General features: G+C 36.3%; 15 protein-coding genes and 2 pseudogenes. 10 read left to right on the top strand and 7 right to left on the bottom strand.

The window, feature by feature from the left end:
* Positions 1 to 21: 21 nt before the first annotated feature.
* From ACS127_RS03210 to ACS127_RS03195, 4 genes and pseudogenes are all read left to right on the top strand, one after another.
* A pseudogene (locus ACS127_RS03210) lies at positions 22 to 903 on the top strand (ROK family protein).
* Between the two features lie 61 nt (positions 904 to 964).
* Complete coding sequence (locus ACS127_RS03205) at positions 965 to 1,816, top strand: MurR/RpiR family transcriptional regulator (protein WP_440897023.1); 852 nt, start codon at positions 965 to 967, stop codon at positions 1,814 to 1,816.
* A 63-nt stretch (positions 1,817 to 1,879) separates the two neighbouring features.
* Positions 1,880 to 3,577: an FAD-binding protein gene (locus ACS127_RS03200; RefSeq protein WP_440897022.1), complete on the top strand. Its 1,698-nt coding sequence runs from the start codon at positions 1,880 to 1,882 to the stop codon at positions 3,575 to 3,577.
* A 141-nt stretch (positions 3,578 to 3,718) separates the two neighbouring features.
* Positions 3,719 to 4,411, top strand: a complete 693-nt coding sequence (locus ACS127_RS03195) for a YesL family protein (protein ID WP_440897021.1) — start codon at positions 3,719 to 3,721, stop codon at positions 4,409 to 4,411.
* A gap of 88 nt (positions 4,412 to 4,499) precedes the next feature.
* On the opposite strand, the gene ACS127_RS03190 is transcribed toward ACS127_RS03195, so the two are convergent.
* Positions 4,500 to 5,069, bottom strand: coding sequence for a cupin domain-containing protein (locus ACS127_RS03190; protein WP_440897020.1), 570 nt, complete (start codon positions 5,067 to 5,069; stop codon positions 4,500 to 4,502).
* A 931-nt stretch (positions 5,070 to 6,000) separates the two neighbouring features.
* Between ACS127_RS03190 and ACS127_RS03185 the strand changes: the two genes are divergently transcribed.
* On the top strand, positions 6,001 to 6,864 hold the full coding sequence (locus tag ACS127_RS03185) for an aminoglycoside 6-adenylyltransferase (protein WP_440897019.1): 864 nt from the start codon (positions 6,001 to 6,003) through the stop codon (positions 6,862 to 6,864).
* A gap of 142 nt (positions 6,865 to 7,006) precedes the next feature.
* Here ACS127_RS03185 and ACS127_RS03180 read toward each other — a convergent pair whose 3' ends face one another.
* The 6 genes from ACS127_RS03180 to ACS127_RS03155 all read right to left on the bottom strand — a co-directional run bounded on the left by ACS127_RS03180 (position 7,007) and on the right by ACS127_RS03155 (position 15,528).
* Positions 7,007 to 7,630, bottom strand: a complete 624-nt coding sequence (locus tag ACS127_RS03180; RefSeq protein WP_440897018.1) for an ECF transporter S component — start codon at positions 7,628 to 7,630, stop codon at positions 7,007 to 7,009.
* Between the two features lie 169 nt (positions 7,631 to 7,799).
* Positions 7,800 to 9,704 (bottom strand): SEC-C metal-binding domain-containing protein, encoded by a 1,905-nt coding sequence (locus ACS127_RS03175; protein ID WP_440897017.1) that lies wholly within the window; start codon positions 9,702 to 9,704, stop codon positions 7,800 to 7,802.
* Between the two features lie 255 nt (positions 9,705 to 9,959).
* A complete protein-coding gene (locus ACS127_RS03170; RefSeq protein ID WP_440897016.1) occupies positions 9,960 to 11,153 on the bottom strand; it encodes a hypothetical protein in 1,194 nt (397 codons plus the stop codon).
* A 103-nt stretch (positions 11,154 to 11,256) separates the two neighbouring features.
* Positions 11,257 to 11,751, bottom strand: coding sequence for an LURP-one-related/scramblase family protein (locus ACS127_RS03165; RefSeq protein ID WP_440897015.1), 495 nt, complete (start codon positions 11,749 to 11,751; stop codon positions 11,257 to 11,259).
* 249 nt (positions 11,752 to 12,000) lie between these two features.
* Complete coding sequence (locus tag ACS127_RS03160) at positions 12,001 to 13,026, bottom strand: glycosyltransferase (RefSeq protein WP_440897014.1); 1,026 nt, start codon at positions 13,024 to 13,026, stop codon at positions 12,001 to 12,003.
* Between the two features lie 1,002 nt (positions 13,027 to 14,028).
* Positions 14,029 to 15,528, bottom strand: coding sequence for a hypothetical protein (locus ACS127_RS03155; protein ID WP_440897013.1), 1,500 nt, complete (start codon positions 15,526 to 15,528; stop codon positions 14,029 to 14,031).
* A 148-nt stretch (positions 15,529 to 15,676) separates the two neighbouring features.
* Here ACS127_RS03155 and ACS127_RS03150 point away from each other — a divergent pair.
* The 5 genes and pseudogenes from ACS127_RS03150 to ACS127_RS03130 all read left to right on the top strand — a co-directional run.
* A pseudogene (locus ACS127_RS03150) lies at positions 15,677 to 15,787 on the top strand (ParA family protein); the annotation flags it as partial.
* Positions 15,788 to 16,284: 497 nt separating this feature from the next.
* Complete coding sequence (locus ACS127_RS03145) at positions 16,285 to 16,752, top strand: MarR family winged helix-turn-helix transcriptional regulator (protein ID WP_440897012.1); 468 nt, start codon at positions 16,285 to 16,287, stop codon at positions 16,750 to 16,752.
* 27 nt (positions 16,753 to 16,779) lie between these two features.
* The gene (locus tag ACS127_RS03140) at positions 16,780 to 17,313 is read left to right on the top strand and encodes a flavodoxin domain-containing protein (protein WP_440897011.1); all 534 of its coding nucleotides are present in this window, start codon (positions 16,780 to 16,782) and stop codon (positions 17,311 to 17,313) included.
* Between the two features lie 54 nt (positions 17,314 to 17,367).
* The gene (locus ACS127_RS03135; RefSeq protein ID WP_440897010.1) at positions 17,368 to 18,447 is read left to right on the top strand and encodes a hypothetical protein; all 1,080 of its coding nucleotides are present in this window, start codon (positions 17,368 to 17,370) and stop codon (positions 18,445 to 18,447) included.
* A gap of 32 nt (positions 18,448 to 18,479) precedes the next feature.
* Positions 18,480 to 19,451 carry a hypothetical protein gene (locus ACS127_RS03130; protein ID WP_440897009.1) on the top strand — a complete coding sequence of 324 codons (972 nt, stop codon included), beginning with the start codon at positions 18,480 to 18,482 and terminating at the stop codon, positions 19,449 to 19,451.
* Position 19,452 lies beyond the last annotated feature (1 nt).

Raw genomic sequence — 19,452 nt, 5'->3', positions numbered from 1 at the left:
TAGTGGATAACTAGAGTTTGGATGGTGATCAAGTTGAAGATATTTGCAGCCGATATCGGAGGAACAAAAATCAAAACGTGTATATCCGATGAAAAGGGTCATATTCAAGAATTGAATGAATATGACACCAACAGTCAATTAGGTGGAGAGTATATCATTAAGAATTTAATGACTAATATAGCTAAGTATGAGATGCTTGATGCAATTGGTATAAGTACAGCGGGTCAAGTAGACAGTGAAGATGGCTCGATTATTTTTGCGAATAAAAATATCCCTTACTATACTGGATTAAAGATAAAAGATATCATTTAAGATAGATTTCAGGTTCCAGTAAAGGTTGAAAATGATGTAAATGCAGCTGCGTTAGGTGAACTATACTTTGGTGCTGCACAAGGATTAACTGATTTTCTCTGTTTAACATATGGGACTGGAATTGGCGGGGCAATTATACAAGATTCAAAGTTATACAAAGGATTTGATGGTGTTGCAGGTGAGTTTGGTCATATGGTTACACAAGGTCATCAATTGAATAAAGGGTTATTTGAGTTTTATGAGGATACTGCTTCGACGACAGCTCTTGTTAATAAAGCTCAGCAAGTTGATCATACATGTATAAATGGCCGAATTTTATTTAATAAAATCAATCAAGGAAATGAAGAACTACTGAACATTTTAGAAGACTGGATTAATCAAGTTGTTGCAGGGCTTGTCTCGCTTATCCATATTTTTAATCCCCGAACAATCTTGATCGGTGGAGGTGTAATGGAACAAAGAAGAGTTATAGATATGATATCAATGAAAGTAACTGAACAGGTTATGAGCTCTTTTTCAAAAGTGAGAATTATTAAAGCTACACTTGGGAATCAGGCAGGTCTATACGGCGCAATTTCATTACATCAATAATGCAGTTGTCTTCATACACCTATGAATATATTTAATTTTATCAACACAGGGAGGTAAAGTGATGCAAGTTGATCTATTTTCAAAAATAAAAGCGAGCTATAATTCATTTAGTAAAACGGAAAAAAAAGTTGCTGATTATATTTTAAATCATAAAAGTGATGTTATTTATATGTCTATAACTGATCTTGCAGATGCTAGTGGTGTGGGAGAATCTAGTATATTTCGATTTTGCAAAAGCATTGATTTAAAAGGTTATCAGGAATTAAAAATTAAACTCGCACACACTATTGAACTTAACAACAAAACGCCACACCTTTCAAATGAAATTTCAATGCAGGATTCAACAGGTGAACTTGCTCAAAAGTTATTGGTTTCAAATAAAGATGCTCTTGAAGAGACCTACAATTTAATAAAAGAAGCAGACATCGTTAGAACAATTGAATTATTTAAAAATGCTAATCGTATTTACTTTTTTGGTGTGGGTTCATCGCTTATCACAGCTATGGAAGCAAAAAGTAAGTTTATGAGAATTACAAATAAGACAGAGTGTTCAATGGACTCGCATTTACAAATAATGTCTGCCTCATTAATGACTGAAAATGATGTCGGTGTATTTATATCGTATTCTGGTTCAACGATTGATACAATAGCGAGCGCTAAAGCTGCTCATGAAAGAGGAGCAAAGGTTATTGCAATAACTCGGTTCATGAAGTCACCTTTGTCTAATTATGCTGATATTACCCTATTAAGTGGGGCGAACGAGGGACCTCTACAAGGCGGAAGTTTATCAGTTAAGATATCGCAATTATATTTACTAGATTTGTTGTATTCTGAGTATTTTAAAATGACACATCAAGTGTCAGCAGAAAATAAGGAATTAACTGCAAAAGCAGTTATTGAAAAGTTAGTTTAATTCATTTGAGATGTAAGGATATAGAAGAAGTAGTAAAGATTATATTTATGACCAAGTACGTGGATGAACCATTTATTAGGAGGAGTCCTTTTGATTGATCGGAAGTTAACAACAGATGTCGTAGTTGTCGGAAGCGGACTTTCAGGAATTAAAGCGAGTCAAGATTTGGCGGATAAAGGTAATCAAGTATTATTAATTTCGAAAACAAATTTAGCTTCTGGATCAAGTTTTTACCCATTAAAAGCTTCTCTGGGTACACAGGTCACTCGAGATGAGCAAGATAAAGCAGTATTTTTAGAAGATATTGAAGAGATGAGTCGAGGGATGCATCAAGCAGATCTGGCTGAAACTTATGTAAATGAAATTCCGCAAAGAGTATTTGATTATAGGGATATCGGTATTGAAGCTAAAAAGTTAACTGGTAAAAGAAAAGCATGTTTTGCTAGGCACCCAAGGGATATCTACTTAATTAGTGATTGGGGAAAAATTCGAAAAAATATTAACGAAATTTTAACAAGATATCAGAACCTAACATTAATGGAGAAAACAACTTGTTTCTCGTTAATCAAACGAGATCATCGAATCGTTGGTGTATTATTATTAGATCCAAACAATGAATTTGTTCTTGTAGAATGTAAGTCTGTTATTCTAGCTACAGGTGGATTTGGGAATATTTATAAACATAATCTCAATCCAAGTGATGTTGATGGCTCAGGGCATATATTGGCACTTGAAGCAGGAGCGAAATTGGTAAATATGGAATTTATTCAGTTCATCCCAGGTATTACTTCACCACGCTATAAAACATTATTCGGTGAACAAACGCTAACCTATTGTCAAGATGTTGTCGGCCAAAAAGGCAAAAGCTTACTTGATGAATATTTGCCCAAAGGATTAACTAGGCAAGAATGTCTCTCAATTAGAAGTGGACATGGACCTTTTACTCATACATTAGAGTCGAAGTATTTTGATATAGCGATTATGAAAAACATTATTAAATCTAGGAATGAGAACGGGTTTACTTTACTCTTTGATAAGCATTTATATGATCATAAGGAAGAATTTTACACGGTTTATTTAGATTGGTTAAAGTCAATGAATATTGATTTTAGAACGAATGAGATTAAGATTGCTCCATTCGCACATGCAAGCAATGGCGGGGTTCATATTGATGTTCATGGCAAAACGGGAATTGACGGTTTATATGCGTTAGGAGAACTTACATCAAATATTGAAGGTGCCAATAGGTTAGGCGGGAATTCTACAGGTGCTTGTCTTGTATTTGGTTATCGAGTAGCTAACCATTGTAACGACTATTTACAAACGATTGAAAGATATGAAATGAGTCAGCATGAAGTAATGGATCACTTGCAAACTTTTATTGGAAAGAATACAACCTCAAATCATGCAAATACAGATATAGCGAGACAAGTGCTTGAACAGATAAGAGAAATCATGTGGTATGAAGGAAATGTTGTACGGACTGAGGAAGGTTTATTACAGGCTTTAACTAAAGTAAAGGAATTAGAGCGATCATTTCCATTCGCCCAACTCATGATGAATAAACAGAATAGAAAATTAGTCATCAAAACAAATAACTTTTTAAAGCTTTCCGAAATACTACTTAATACGATGTTGAAACGAAAAGAAAGTCGAGGCGCACACTTTCGCGAGGATTTCCCAACTGAAAATTCAAACTATAATAAACGATTATTTATTTCAAAAGTTAATCAAGGTGTTATGATGTATGAATTTATATAATGTGCTCAATTCAGCTGATTGTGCACTTTCTTTGGACTCATCGTTATCTAGAGCTTTAGTCAAGTGAATCTGTTGAACCAAGTTATTCCGAATATTTTATATTGATGGAAAAATAGATGGGTTCAGTAGGAGGATGAAAAAATGCAAGATTACTCAAGTGTCATGCACAGCTTATACTCTTTAACAGAATGGCTAATGAGATTTGTCATTGTTAATTTTATTTGGTTTATCATTAATATTCCAGTTGGGCTTGTTTTAGTAAATACAATCATGGTTGATGCAGGGCGGATCATGCATGTCCTACCATTAATTATATTAGTTCCATTATTGTTTTTTCCAAGTACGATGGCTATGTTTGCGACTGTTCGCGCTTGGGTCATTAAGAAGGAAATTCAGTCTTTAATTAAGACTTATTTTCATTATTTGAAGGAAAACTATTTCAAGAGTCTTATTTCTGGTTTTATTTGGATTATTATCTGGCTTGTTTGGCTGATTGATTTTATTTATTTCAGTAAAGAAAGTAATGTGATGGCGCTTATAATGTTGATTATTGGCATGATGCTAATTGTTTTCAATGTAAATTATTTTTCAATAAGTGTTCATTACTATATGAAAATGAAGGACCGATTCAAAAACTCACTTTTGATAACAATCGGGAGTCCGCTATCATTTTGCAGTATTCTACTCACTCTTTTCATCCTACTTTTCTTAGCTACCTCAAGTTTCTTATTTCTATTGCCATTGTTAATTGGGTCAGTTAGTGCTTTTATCTCGTTTCTGTCTTTTTATCGATTTTCTTTAAAAATTAAGCCTGATACCAAAAGTAGTCAATAATTGAATTAGCGAGCCATATTATATAGTGATACTAAACGGCTTGATCCTTGTTTCTTAAGGTATTCAAGCCGTTTGTGATCAATAATCTTTAATCTTCGTGCTCTTCAGCTTCAAGTGCTATTTTTTTTGTTTGATGAATCGTACCAAACGGGTGCTCAGGTGGTGCGTAAATGGAATAAAGCTTAAGTGGACGATTTCCAGTGTTGATGATATTGTGCCATGTTCCAGCGGGAACCATGATAGCTGAATCATCATCAACTCTTCTTTGCAAGTTTAACTGCTCTTTTGTCTCTCCCATTTGAACAATTCCTTGCCCGGCTTCAATCCGTAAGAATTGATCAACATTAGGATGAACTTCTAATCCAATATCATCTCCAACATCAATACTCATTAGAGTAACTTGCAGGTTTTCTCCTGTCCATAGAGCAGTGCGGAATGTGTTGTTTTGTTCTGTTGCCTGTTCAATATCGACAACAAATGGATTTGCACCATAATCTTTTAAATTGATATAGTCATCATAAGTATATGGATAATTATGCGGGTGCCGATACTCTATTCCATTGTCATTTCCCCAAAATATAGGTTGCCTATAGTCAGGGTAGATGGCTCCATTATAATAATATGGATGTTGTTGATATATCCAAGGATAATCATGCATGTTCCCCAGCTCCTTAATTAAATAGTCGTATTACCATATGCAAATGGCCCAGGGAAGGTACCTTAATCTGGATAGTTTCCTGTTGTCACAACAAAATGGCAATATTAATATAGCGGTTTGCCTTATTGAGTAGTAAGTTTTATCACAGATAACTGTCCGTAAAACTCGGGGCAACAACGGGTTTCGATAGGGCGAGTAACCGCAGCAATGTTGTCAGGTTAATACGACTGCTTCGGAAATGTACTTCGCTTTCCGTGGGCTTGTCCTCAGCCTCCTCGAAAAAGAAGTACACTTTTTCTGCGGGGTCTTCACACTGCGCTTTCCCACAGGACAAGGAAAGCATCGTCAGCGAGACATCGCACGAAGAAAATTGCCTTTTATTTTCGAGGAGTCTACGTCTATTTCCTACGCTCTGATTACATAAGGTTTAATTTCTGAATGACCTACTCGTTTTTTGTCTCAACTTCTTTATTATCTACTTTCTCATGCAAAATGGAGCGTGTTCAATCATTCAAAAAACAAGGGATCACACACTTTCTAGTGAATGTTCATCTCATCTCAGCTGTTGCTGATATCTACTTAGAGTAATATCCCTATTAATTATGAAAAAACTTAGATGAAAAGATCCATTAAAAAATGATCAAGTCACAACTATCGAGAGGAAAGCATCTCATCTGCGGAGGGGAGCTCTCTATATCCATATTCTGTTTGTTCATGAATAAATCTTTTTGTTCCACCCTCTTGATCGATTACTTTGCTTAACCTGACAACATTGCTGCGGTTACTCGTCCCACCAGAAACATATGCATGACCTACATCCTGTAGGTCCAACTCCCACTGATTGAAGTTTCGTTTTATGGTTAATCTTCTTTCAATAGCTTGGTTAATTAGTTATGATGAAACTAATTAAATGAAAAAGAGGGATCAATAAATGCGTACTGAGCAGGAAATGTTTGATTTGATTTTAGAAGTGGCTAAGCAAGATAAACGTGTGCGTGCCGTGGTTATGAATGGATCAAGAACCAATCCAAATGTCCCAAAAGATATGTTCCAAGATTTTGATATCGTTTATCTGGTAACTGAAATGGAATCTTTTATTGACCAACCCGATTGGATCGATACATTTGGTGAACGGCTAATTATGCAAACACCTGAAAATATGTCGCTGTTCCCACCCGAATTGGGAGGTAGATTCTCTTACTTGATGTTGTTTAATGATGGTAATCGAATCGATTTGATGCTTGTCCCGATTGAGGAAAAGAATGACTATTGTCAAGAGGATAAGCTGACGGTTATTTTGTTAGATAAGGATAATGTCCTTCCCGTACTGCCGTTGCCAACAGATGTAGATTATTGGGTGAAGAGGCCAACTGTGGAACACTTTGCAGATTGCTGTAATGAATTCTGGTGGGTATCAACATATGTTGCTAAAGGTTTATGGCGAAAGGAAATTCTCTATGCGCAAGACCATTTGAATCAAAATGTTCGACCAATGTTATTAAAAATGCTCGAGTGGCAAGTTGGGATTGAAACCGATTTTTCAGTGAGTATCGGAAAATCTAGTAAGTATTTAGAAAAGTTTCTTTCAAAAGAAAACTGGGAAAGACTGCTTTCTACTTATGGCGATGGATCGTATCAGAGTATTTGGCGGGCGCTATTTGTAATGGGTGACTTATTTCGTGATACGGCAAGCTTTGTGGCAGATAAAATGGGTTTTGAATATTCAATTGATGAGGATCAACGTGTGACGACTTATCTAAAACAAATTAAATTGAGTAAACATCCTTACAGTTAGGACTTGTGCACTTGTTCAAATGGAAGAGCAAATGCGCAAGTCCTTAGGGAGTTTCCTATAGCTTGTTTTAACTGACAAGTTGATTCGAAGAGCGGCAGTGATAAGCTGCGTTTTATAATAAATTACCAGAATCAAATGCTTCTTATCTATTCACCACTTTTAATAGTGGGGGAACGACTGCTGTTGTAACGATTCCAGCAAGAATGGCTTCAGCAAGACCATTTGTAAAGAACACAGTTAAAACAGCTATAAAAATAGCACTTGCACTATCCGCATTAACTGCTTGAGCATATGCATCATGGAATATTAAAGCGATCGAACCCATAACTAAAAGTGTATGAATGAAAGTGGTTAGTAAGCCAGTTAAAAATAGAGTCGGTTTTTGACTGAGCCTTTTCTTTGTTTCCGATTTATACAGTGTTTTAAAAAGATAATAAGGAATAAAACCAAGAATGATTCTCGGAACTATCGCAACAAATATTGCCCAAACACTCCCATGACCTGTACCTAAAACAGGAATAGCTGGTGAAAACGCAAATGATAATAAAGAGGGTGAAATCGTATTGACTACAATGCTAGTTAATCCAAATATGAGTCCTAGAAAGGCACCGATTTTTGGGCCTAATATAATTGAAGCTATAATAATTGGAATATGAATGATCGTTGCTTTAACGACACCTAAATGAATAAAACCAAATGGTGTAAAAGCAGCTAATAAAATAATTGATAAAAAAATAGCAGTTAAAGTAAAATTTTTAATTTTCAAATTTTTGCACCTCCATCAATTTAAAAACAGTGAGCTTTGGCTATCCAAAACTAGTGATATAATATTTTAACATATCCAGTAGTAGGATCTGACTTCTTGTGAATAATTATAATTAAATGAATCAGATAGCTAGTAGGACACCCCAAGGTGCCCTACTAGCTACTTTAATTCACATGTCAGCTAATTCATTTAATAGTGGGCTTACTTTTTCCCATAGCTGACTATTTTCTTGAGTGTACATGACCGCCTCTGCTTGATCGCCAAACCCTATATGATCAGGCAGTCTCTTTGGCATAGCTGTTTTTCCTGTTAAGTAATTCTTTACATATGGATTCTGTTGATCAGCTTTTTTTAGTTGGTTTTTCGTTTTAGCTGTTAGCCCATCTTTAAAGTAGTAGATCAAAGCTTGATTAAATAGGAAGCTAGCGCTTTTATCATCTGCATAGCGAACAATTAAATTCTCCGCTTCTAGATAATCCTCTTCTTCGATATATAAGGTTAGTAGTGGGTACCTGATACCTTGATTATCATTTGGATTTAAAGATAGTAAGTCATTAAATTCTGTAATCGCAATCGTCTTATCTCCATAATGGGCATGATAAAATGCTAATTCTGCTTTTGCCCGCATGTAAGGTCTCGTTTCAGTCATCAGCCAGAATTGACCTGCATTTTCTTCAAAAAATGCTTCGCCAAGATCTTTCTTGCCAGCAATGACTGCTTGATAATAGAATTGATATTGCTCTAGCGGTGATTTGACATCTTGGGCCATAAGTAAGTATGCATCTGGACTGTTTGGATAAATTTCTAACGCTTCTTTTATCAACTTTTTTCGCTTAGTACCTTCCGTTTGACTGGCTTCATAAAGCTTGTCTTGTGCCAAGTCACGCGGAGAAGTGGAAACAGGAGGTATGAACTCTTGATCATTAAGTAGCTGATCTAGAAATTGCTGGGCTTCTTCCTCTGTTTCAAATTCTTGTTCATTCAATAACTTTTGGATATCACGCATCATTTTTTCTGTCATCATGGGTTCAAAATTATCCTCTTCATCATTAGACAGACTTATAAGTTCATCGATAATATCATTTAGCTCGGTTTCGAGTGTTTCGGTTATGTTACGGACATTTTTCGATACAGTTGCTGAAGTGGTATGATATTCTTCAGCAAGCTCCTTTTGTGTTTGGAATGGAGTGTTAAAAATGACATGTTGGATGATATATTCAAGTGCCGCTGCATAAGCTTCAGGTTTTTTAAAGGTGGGGCTCGCTTTTTCAGTAAACAACTTCCAAATGAGTTGACCTGTTTTAATAGTTCCTTCGTCCCCTTCCTTTTCCACGGTGTGTTTTTCAAAAAGGACAGCAACCTTGTCATAGAGAGGGTTATCCCACTCTAGTTCGAATGTAGTCATTTCTAGAGTTAGTGCCTCCACTAATATTTCAGGAAAGCGCTCTATCATGTCATCATCACTTAATTTTTCTGCCATTTTCGTCAATGCTTGATTGACATCAAATACTTCAAAGACACTCAATAGAAATTCATGTTCATTTATAAATGGGATTAGAATTCCCATTAACATATTCCCTTCCTCAAACTCATCCCCATCTAACATGGATATATTATACGTGTGTTTAGTCCGGACGTCTTCTAGCAAGACATCGTCTTGATTTATTGAAACAATCTTATAAAAAGAAGGGCTACTATTTGACCATGAGGCAAATATTTTTTTTACCCGTTCATTTTTGATTTTTTTCTGCTTCTTTTTATAGTATATGTCAAATATGGTTTCGTCATGTTCAAGTGGTTGTTGTAAAATACTCCAGGCAGTTAAGCCTGATATATACAAATTCATGAGTTCATCATCTTTAAATATGCTTGGCTGATGATATTTTTCAATGACTCTTCCCAATTCAGATTCATATTCATTTATGGCAAAGTCAATTAATCCTGAATGGAGTTGCTCTAATTCAGTGTTATATCTTTCGGGATTCATTTCAATCACATTAGATGCGCCATGGCACTTCTTATACTTGAGCCCACTACCACATGGGCAAGGGTCATTTCTTCTTACCTTATCCATTTTCTCACCCTTTCAAATAGTTCATGCTTGGCTTTAATTATGAAGGTAAAGTACATACTATTCAAGAAAAAAGCAAATGAACTTCAAATCCAACAAGAGGGCACTTTATAAAAAATAATAACTATTCACAAGCTTCTTACTTTAAGGCTAGCACTATTAGCTCGGTCCATGTGAATGGTGACCATTGATGGAAAGAGAGAAGAGGCTACAAAGTTCTCTTACTGAATTTAATAGATAGAGTATGATTCATTTCAGTTAGATAAAGAGCTGCCATTCTTTATCGTTAATTGAATTAATTCTTCCTTTAATCCATCCCATTCCATCAATGAATAATTGATCTCCTACTTGTTCAGGTGGAGCATCTGCGTAAAATTGTAGTGTTTCTATTTGCATGAAGTCGTCGCTAAATGTTGTATGAACAGGTTTTTGAATCAAATAATCATTATTGCCAATTTTTAATTTTACAAAGTGATGATGAAGGGCTTTCCCATCTATTACAGTGATATTCATCGGGTCAAAACCTATTATTTTTATCAAACCAGTTATGATAATTTTGCTATCTTGGCGTTGGTTAAATTGTTCAAACACACTCATTTTTAATTCCCGAGCTTTATCGACAATGGTATTCACTTCTTGCTGATTATCTGGAAGTTTCACTGGTACAAGCTGATGATTTGAAAAATGTTTTTGAAAAAAATGATATAAGCTTAAAGAGGATTCTGTAAATGATAATTGCCAATCTTTCGATACTTTATCAAGTAAGAGGCAAATAAAAAGTCCTGAACCGTAACAACTTCTCCTAATATTTATCTGAGAATTTGCTCTATCCAACAATAGAGTGGAGAAACTATCAAGGATACCCACCTGATTCTGCCTTATATCTTGCAAGGCTTGAAGTTCTACATAATGAGCTGGTCCTTCAATCGTTTCAGTCAGATTTTCATACTCAACAAATTCTTCGAATAATTCTGCCCGACGCTCCCTTAAACTAATAAATTGGTTAATATAAAGCTGTAATTTATTTGGATCATCTGTTATTACTGCATCATATAATGTTTGTCTTTCTAGTATTCGAAGCCGAACATTTTTGGGATCAACTAGATAAGTAAGTCCAATTAATTCATCTGGGAAACGATTTTCACCATACAGGTATTGGTATCCATGAAATAGTTCATGAACAAGTAAGGAATAGATTTGATCCAATGTTTCATATGAAGTGACATCCACAATAGCTGTAGGATATTCTTCAAATAGGATGAGAGTACAAGCATTGAATTGTTCATCTTTATTAATTTTAATATATTGTTGTTGCTTACATTTAGGATGATTAAATAGAAAGACGTCCTTATCATCATAGATAGCAAAAGCAGTACTTGCAAAGCCCTCCCAATAGTTTAGCAAGCGATTTGGTGTTAATTCACATAATATTTGTTCAGAAAGTAGTTGCATATATTTGCCTCTCCCATTTTAATTTTACCCCTTAGAAATTCTAATGTGTTTTGAGGTATCTTATCTGTGTTAAATGATAATGAAATTAATTATTATTTAAAATTTAATTGGAGCCTGCCGCTGAATTCCTCTCACTTGACTTCACAAAGTCTATTGCTATGACAATCGCAATCGCTATATGTTGATAATCCTCATCATAAACATCAACTTCAAACGTATCTCCCCATGTCAACCATTTTTTATTGACGTGGGCAATTTTCTCTCCTTGGCGAAACACCTCAAAGTGTTTATCCCACCAGTTGCCACGCACCTGTATATTAGAGCTATCAATCCGATAACTGTCTTTAAAGAAAGTAAATTCCTTAGCGATTGTCAAGATGTCCTTGCCATCAACCTCAACAAAGAATTTAGGTAGTAGGCTGAAGACCTTTTTTGTGATAGCTGCTACATGGTCACCATTCATATCCTCAATCTCGAATGTTTTTGGAATAGATAGAAAGCTCCCGCGAACAAAATATTTATCTACCTGATTTTCATCCTTAATCGTAAATTGCTCACCTAAGCTAAATACCTTTTGTTTAATATATAATCGACTCATTAGTATTCCTTCTTTCACCTTGATTTGCTGATTTATACAACAAACTGAATTACTTTTATTATAACAGAGAAAGCAGACAGTATTTATCAGAAACTTTTCAAACATTAAGTTTGAGTTTGAATTAGGCTGATCGGAAACGAATCATAAGTATAATACCGTAAAATTATTTCATTAAAGGACAAAAAGGCTTGGCCGATTGAGCTTTTCTCATTTGGTCAAACCTTCAATTTCGATAGGTTTTCCTTTACATTATTTTTTGTCTAATGACTTGATCTTCTCTGAGCAAATGTTCTTATAGTGCTCAGCTCGAAAACTTCCAACGCCTTTTAGAATTAAATAGTTAGGATGATCTTCACCAAGCTCCAGACATTTTTCAAAACATGTTTTCGCTGCTTTATAATCAGATTGACGAAGTAAAATTAATCCTTTATAAAAATGTAGATCGACATAATCTGGATATAAGTAGAGAACTTTATCAATGCCTGGTAGCACTTGATCCATACTATGGGTTCGAATTAGCATGTCATATTTCAGTTTGTAGAGTAGAGAAGGGGGTTTTTGTCCTTCTAATAGAAAATTGAAGATAGATTGATTGACGTATTTGAATGCTTGATTATAATCTTTATGGCGGTAATACTCGCTGGCGAGATGATATTCGATCCAAGGACTATGTGTTTTTTCCTTTGCTGCTAATTGTAGAATTTTTTTATTGCGCGTTGATTTATCCTTTTTTCCAGCCACTTCATCAATATAACCATAATGAAGGATAGAGAGATCCAGTATACCCGTTGTTATTTCACTGGGATTTCCATCTAAGGTTTCATGAATTCGATTTATAAAATGAATGCCTTGATGATTACGAAAGAGTCGAGGCTGGTAATGGATGTAGGATTCTTGATCTTGAGTGTCTAAACGTTCACCGATAAAACTGGTTATTGGAAGAAAAAGTATATTTTCTTTCTTATCTTTTAATATTTTTTTATAGATTTCGGAATCCTGTGTATCTAGGCATTCATCTGCATCTAGCCATAATATCCAATCACCGGTAGCTTTGGGCAAAGCTTCATTTCTTGCATTTGCAAAATGATTATCCCATTGATAATGATAAATCTTTGCTTGGAATTTTTTAGCGATATCGATGGTACCGTCGGTAGAACCTGTATCAATAATAACTATTTCTTCTACAGAGCTCTGCACACTGGATAAACATTTTTCTAGGAAGGTATCCTCGTTTTTGACAATCATACATAAGGTAATCTTTGGTGTTGTTTCCACTTGCTTTCCTCCTGAATTCTTAAGTTGATTCTATAAAGGTTTCTTTACAAATTTGACAAGATAGTTAAAGGTGAAGAGAAGCATTATAAGCTTTCCAAATAGCTATTTTATTATCCTATTAATACCGTTAGGATAATCACTATTCACGGGAATTTAGCTTGGTAATTATCACTGATGATCTATTAAGACTAAGCGTAATCGTTATTTCACCATTTCTTTTTACGATTGCTTTTAATCTATCCTTAGGATCTTTACTCAAAGTGTGTAACCATTTAATTAAGAAAAGTCTACAGAAAAGCTCATTAATTCATTTAGTATATTCAACTTTCTCTCTCTTTCTGCTTTGATGGTGTGTAACAATCTATTTCTTTAAAAAGCTGAGAGTCTATCAGTTGCCTTCTCTTTATTGGGTGGAATTTTAACTGTGATATTCAAAAAGTTCACTTATGTTTCATTTTGCTTCTCTACACTATAGATGATTAGCTATACATGTATCGTATGATTAGCTGATTTAGGCTGTTCCATAATTGGATGATAGCCTAATGTAAGAAAAGTGAGTAGGAGGGAAGCACTAAGTTATGATGTCTCATGCCATTGTTATTCTGATATTTGGAAAATAAAACCTGGGAATCGTCACTTCTGTACATGGTTTTATTCCATCATCATTAAAATTGGCATGGCATAGATTGTGTAAGCTTAGTCCCTCTTTAATTGAGGTCTCCTTTTATATCATCTTACTATAAGTGATTTGTAGCTGTTGGATCCATGGTTAACACACGATCAACTTTCAACTATAAAAGCAAACTTTTAAGTTATTTGGCTTTAGCCTACTTGCTGTCTATGCTTAAAGACAGGTAAGAGTAACGGTTGGTTTGTAAAGGATTGTGATATCCCTTACTTGATGGGGATATACACCCTGAAGTAAGGTTTATATCTAATTGATATAAATTTTTACTATATATTAAAAAAATCTGGAGTGCTGAGGCGCACTCCAGATTAAGATTATGCGATTTGATTGATTGACCAATAAATACCTTGCTGATCAGAACCGCCCAAGTCTAAGCCGATAGTCAACCCATTAGCTACATAGAATAGACCAATCTGATCTCCAGCGTTAAGTTCGACCTCTCCTGCCAGAGTTACAGTTCCATTTCCTAATACAGCTCTTAAGGTCAAGAGCAGGGCAACGTTTACGTTCAATATAGGGAATAAGCCGGCTATTAATGTTGTAGGGTCTGGCGTAATTCGTTGAACTTCAAAAGCCGGGTTTACACCCGCTCCAAGAGAAACGGTGAGTGCAGCAGTCGTTTGGTAGTTAATTGTTGCATCAATAGAGTAACGGCCAGTTTCAGGGACAGTGAATATTCCATCTAATGCGTCAAAGTTAGGGTTAGGATAAGAAGGTGGTAACGTAGACCAGCTAATTAATTGTTCAGATCCAGATACAGTCATTGTTCCTTGAGTTGCAGCAAAACCATTTTCAGCAAATGCAGGCCCGGTCGGTCCGGTAGGTCCCGTCGGCCCAGTTGGTCCTGTAGGTCCTGTAGGTCCGGTAGGTCCGGTAGGTCCGGTAGGCCCTGTGGCTCCAGTAGCGCCGGTAGGTCCTGTGGCACCAGTGGCGCCTGTCGGTCCAGTAGGTCCTGTGGCTCCGGTAGCACCTGTCGGTCCAGTAGGTCCCGTGGCTCCAGTAGCGCCTGTCGGTCCGGTAGGTCCCGTGGCTCCAGTGGCACCCGTCGGTCCGGTAGGCCCAGTGGCTCCAGTGGCGCCTGTCGGTCCCGTAGGTCCAGTAGCTCCAGTGGCGCCTGTAGGTCCGGTCGGTCCTGTGGCTCCAGTGGCGCCTGTAGGTCCGGTCGGTCCCGTAGGTCCAGTAGCTCCAGTAGCGCCTGTCGGTCCCGTAGGTCCCGTGGCTCCAGTAGCGCCTGTCGGTCCGGTAGGTCCCGTGGCTCCAGTGGCACCCGTCGGTCCGGTAGGCCCAGTGGCTCCAGTGGCGCCTGTAGGTCCGGTCGGTCCCGTAGGTCCAGTAGCTCCAGTAGCGCCTGTCGGTCCGGTAGGTCCCGTGGCTCCAGTAGCGCCTGTCGGTCCCGTAGGTCCAGTAGCTCCAGTGGCACCGGTAGGTCCCGTGGCTCCAGTAGCACCCGTAGGTCCGGTCGGCCCAGTGGCTCCGGTAGCGCCCGTAGGTCCAGTCGGCCCAGTAGCTCCAGTGGCGCCTGTAGGTCCCGTAGGTCCTGTAGCTCCAGTAGCGCCGGTAGGTCCCGTGGCTCCAGTGGCACCTGTCGGTCCGGTAGGTCCCGTGGCTCCAGTAGCGCCTGTAGGTCCGGTAGGTCCCGCGGCTCCAGTAGCGCCAGTCGGTCCAGTCGGTCCAGTAGCTCCAGTGGCGCCAGTCGGTCCGGTAGGTCCAGTAGCTCCCGTGGCCCCAGTGGCGCCAGTCGGTCCCGTAGGTCCAGTAGCTCCAGTGGCACCGGTAGGTCCAGTAGGCCCCGTGGCCCCGGTGGGGGCGTTCATTTATGCTCAACTCCCGAACCCGTTGATAACAAAGGGTTTCAGTAAAAATAAAATATAATAAATAACCGAATAACCACGCATAACGCTATCTAAAAGGCAGACGAGCCTATAGATGGCGTTTTTTTATACCCATTGGAGGTGAAGAAAATTGAACGCAAAAGTAATTGCCATAGCCAACCAAAAAGGTGGCGTTGGCAAAACAACTACTTGTGCCAACTTAGGCATAGGTTTAGCAATGGAAAATAAGAAAGTCTTGCTTAAGGTTTAAAGAGTATCCTGACATTGTGACACTTGAACAGTTTAGAGAAATGCTAGATGGTATTGGTGATGGTACTGCAAGAAAGCTGATGAGGGCAGGGAAGGTAAAACACTTTATACCTATATAATACCCAAAGAATATGTAATAGAGTATGTAACAGGTGAACACCATGTGGAATATATATACGCCCTAAAGGTTCAAATTTAGGTTGTAGATTATAGAATGTTCAGAAAAGGACATCCTTTTGCATATCTAAACAGAGAGAAAGCATCATAGTTTGAAAACTTTTATATACTAATCTTTTTAGATTTGTGGGATAAAGATACTCACGTTAAAAGTATTATTGGCACTAAAATAAGATAATGTACCAGGTATTTTAGTTTGACATGATTATCAAGCTAATCTATAATAAAGGTAATGCATTACCTTTATTTATCCTATATGGAGATTAGATTGAAAAAGATAATTTGAGCGACAGCGATAGAATGGAGATTAATATGAGAGAATTAGAAAGGTTACATGATATTGATAAAAGATATCGTATTTTTGGAATGATATTTTTATTATCCAATAAGCTGGAGACCATTGGAAATAGTTTCCTTGGGGAGCTTACAACCAAGCAATGGTTCTTTATGCTGACACTGTCGACTTTTTTTGAAAATCCCCCCACACTTAGTCAATTAGCTAATCAAATGGGAACATCTCACCAAAATTCAAAACAGCTTGCTATTAGGCTTCAAGAAAAAGGATTTTTAACTATTGAGAAAGATGAACTGGACAATCGTGTGCTTCGAATATATTCTACAAAGAAAATTGAAGAGTATATGAAAGTGCGACAAAATAAGGACCATAAATTTATTGAAGAATTTTTTAGCGTGTTAAGAAACAGTGAGATTCAAGAACTTGATGAAGTTTTATTTAGACTGATGGATAGTATACAGAATATCGAAGAAGAATTATCTTAATTTCTTGGAGGATAGGAGGGAAAATCTATGAATAATATAGTTGTAGTATATAAATCAAAATATGGAAGCACTAAAAGATATGCTCAGTGGATTGCTGAAGAAACGAAAGCAGATTCCTTTGAATCCTCAGAAATAGAGATTAAGAAACTAATGGAATACGATACGATTATTTATGGAGGTGGCTTATATGCCAGTGGAATTGGTGGAATTTCTATCCTTACTAAGAATTTTGAGGCCTTAAAAGACAAAAAAATAATAGTATTTACAGTAGGCTTGGCTTCAACCGATAGGAAGGAAGTTTTTGTTCCAATTATAGAAAAAAATTTTCCAAAAGAAATACGTGATAATATAAGCTTTTACCATTTACGTGGTGGAATTGATTATAAAAAGCTAGGGATAATAGACAAAACTATGATGGCAATGCTTAAAATTATAATTTCTAAAAAGAATTCTAATGAATTAACAGATGACGATAGAGAACTTTTAGTTACATATGGAGCAAAAGTAGATTTTACCGATAAAAATACAATAACACCTTTATTATTAGAGCTGCAAAATTAAAAATTACTAAGATCGTAAATAAACACAGGTGTATATTAAAAGTGAAAGGAGCGTATGATTGTAATTGTTGGCTATATCATACAAGGGTATATGAATAAATCATTAAAATTTTTATTGGATCATGCAGGTGCATCCATAAGATACAGGATAAAAAAGGAAATCTTAAAGGATATAGATTCCTATGAAAAAGAAAAGTTGCAAAGTCAAATTTTAGAAGATAAACTGATTCAGCAGTTTATAGTAAAACAAAATGTAGATGGTTGGATCGATGAAGATTTTCATAGCGAGAAGGGAATTGAAACTGCAATAAGAGTGTTATCGGAAAAAGGTCTTTTATCTGAGCAATTTCCAATTCGAAAAATGTTAGATGAATTAGAAAGAAGAGTGGATACCTTTGATAAAGGCTGTTTATTTAATGTGGGTAAGATCTTAGACCAAAAAGGGTTTGGAGGTTCACAGTTGATTAGGGCTACTATCTTTGCTTATGCAGGGATAGAAAATAAAGATTTCATCAAAGAACAAATAGAAAATGCACTGGATAAGTTTAAATTTATACTTTCTATAGACAGAATACAAGACATTACAGAAGGATATAAAAATAAACTGATTTTTAAGGATGAAGTGAAATGGCCCAGCATATATGACCTTAGGCTGCTTGCTTTTACAAAGACATGGAGAAGTAAAGAAAATGAAGAAATAATTACTTCGTCAATCGGTCAATTAATAAGATTATCTCCGATTCCGGATATACTTGTATTAAATGGACACCAATTAATTGCACCCGCTTCCTTTTGTATGCACAATTTTCATCCAGATGTGGATGCCTTTGAAGATAAAGATTGGATGATGTGGTTTCATCGAATGGAATTGCTGTCTAGACTTGGGGTAGTGAAATCTATAGGTGAGTTAAAGGATCAAGTTGATTTTCTTATTCATATTTTAAGCGAAAATGACGGAATATTCAAAAACAAGCTAAGTCATTATTATTTTACAAAATGGGGTACTTATACAGGCTTGGCATTGGAAAAGGACTGGCGTAAAGAAGAAAGACGTATATGTGATTTGACATTCAGAAGCCTACTAATCTTGTATTATTCGGAAATATACGAAGGGGTATTTCATAATTTAGAATAGCTTTTAATAAAGGAAAAGGGTGATCGATTCATATGTTTGATCTAAAGGAAGCATCAGAAATCCTATTATCACAGAATCCTTCTGATGTTGTCAAATATAAGATTGTAACTAATTTCAGAAGTAATGATTCAAACCCAGAAATTATGATGGATCTTAGAAGAAAAGTAAACTGTAGTAAATGGGTACAAGATATAAAAAACGAGCAGCATTGTGATGGTGGCTGGGGAAGATTTCATAGTCAAGATTCTAAGGTAAAGCAAAAATACAAGACCACAGAATCAGCAGTGCTCTATTTATATGCACTTGGTTTAAAACGAGGGGATGAGATTATTGATAAGGCATGTATTCATATGGAAAATATGATCAGCGATTTATCACTATGGCCTGATGCTTGGGAAAAAAATAAGTGGTTCAAACCAGCAGTCCCCCTATTTATTATATCAAGATTAGCATTGTTTAATTCTGAAAATCCTCACTATACAGAAAACTGTTTAAAATGGATATACATATTACAGAATAGTTTTCAAAATGGTTTATATGATGGTTCCCAAGTAGATCGTATTTCAAAAAGAGTGCTTGGTGTAAATATTCATGGCAAGTATATAGGATTGAACAGTATCAACAATATTATTTTATTTGCTCATATTAAAGATAAAATACCAGTAGATATACAAAGACGATATCTGCAGTGGCTACACTGCTATCCAGAGACTATTTTTTATACTAATACAAGATTATATGAAAAACCTGAACGGATTAAAAACACTAAGGAATTATCCAGCTGGATACATACGATGCGTATAGTATCACTATTTGATGGCTTTTATGAGGAATTTAATGATGAGATAGAATGGCTCATAAATAGACAAGGTGAGGACGACCTTTGGGATTTTGGGACAGCATTGAGTTCATATAAGCTATCCGATAATTGGAGAAGTAACCTAAACAAAAAAATAGACCATACAACCTATGTATTGGAGATATTATATAATGCCTTAAAGTAGG

The organism is Amphibacillus sp. Q70, assembly GCF_052055485.1.
Lineage (GTDB): Bacteria > Bacillota > Bacilli > Bacillales > Amphibacillaceae > Amphibacillus.
Note: the sequence above shows the minus strand (reverse complement) of the source record. Positions and strands in the feature narration are given on the sequence as shown.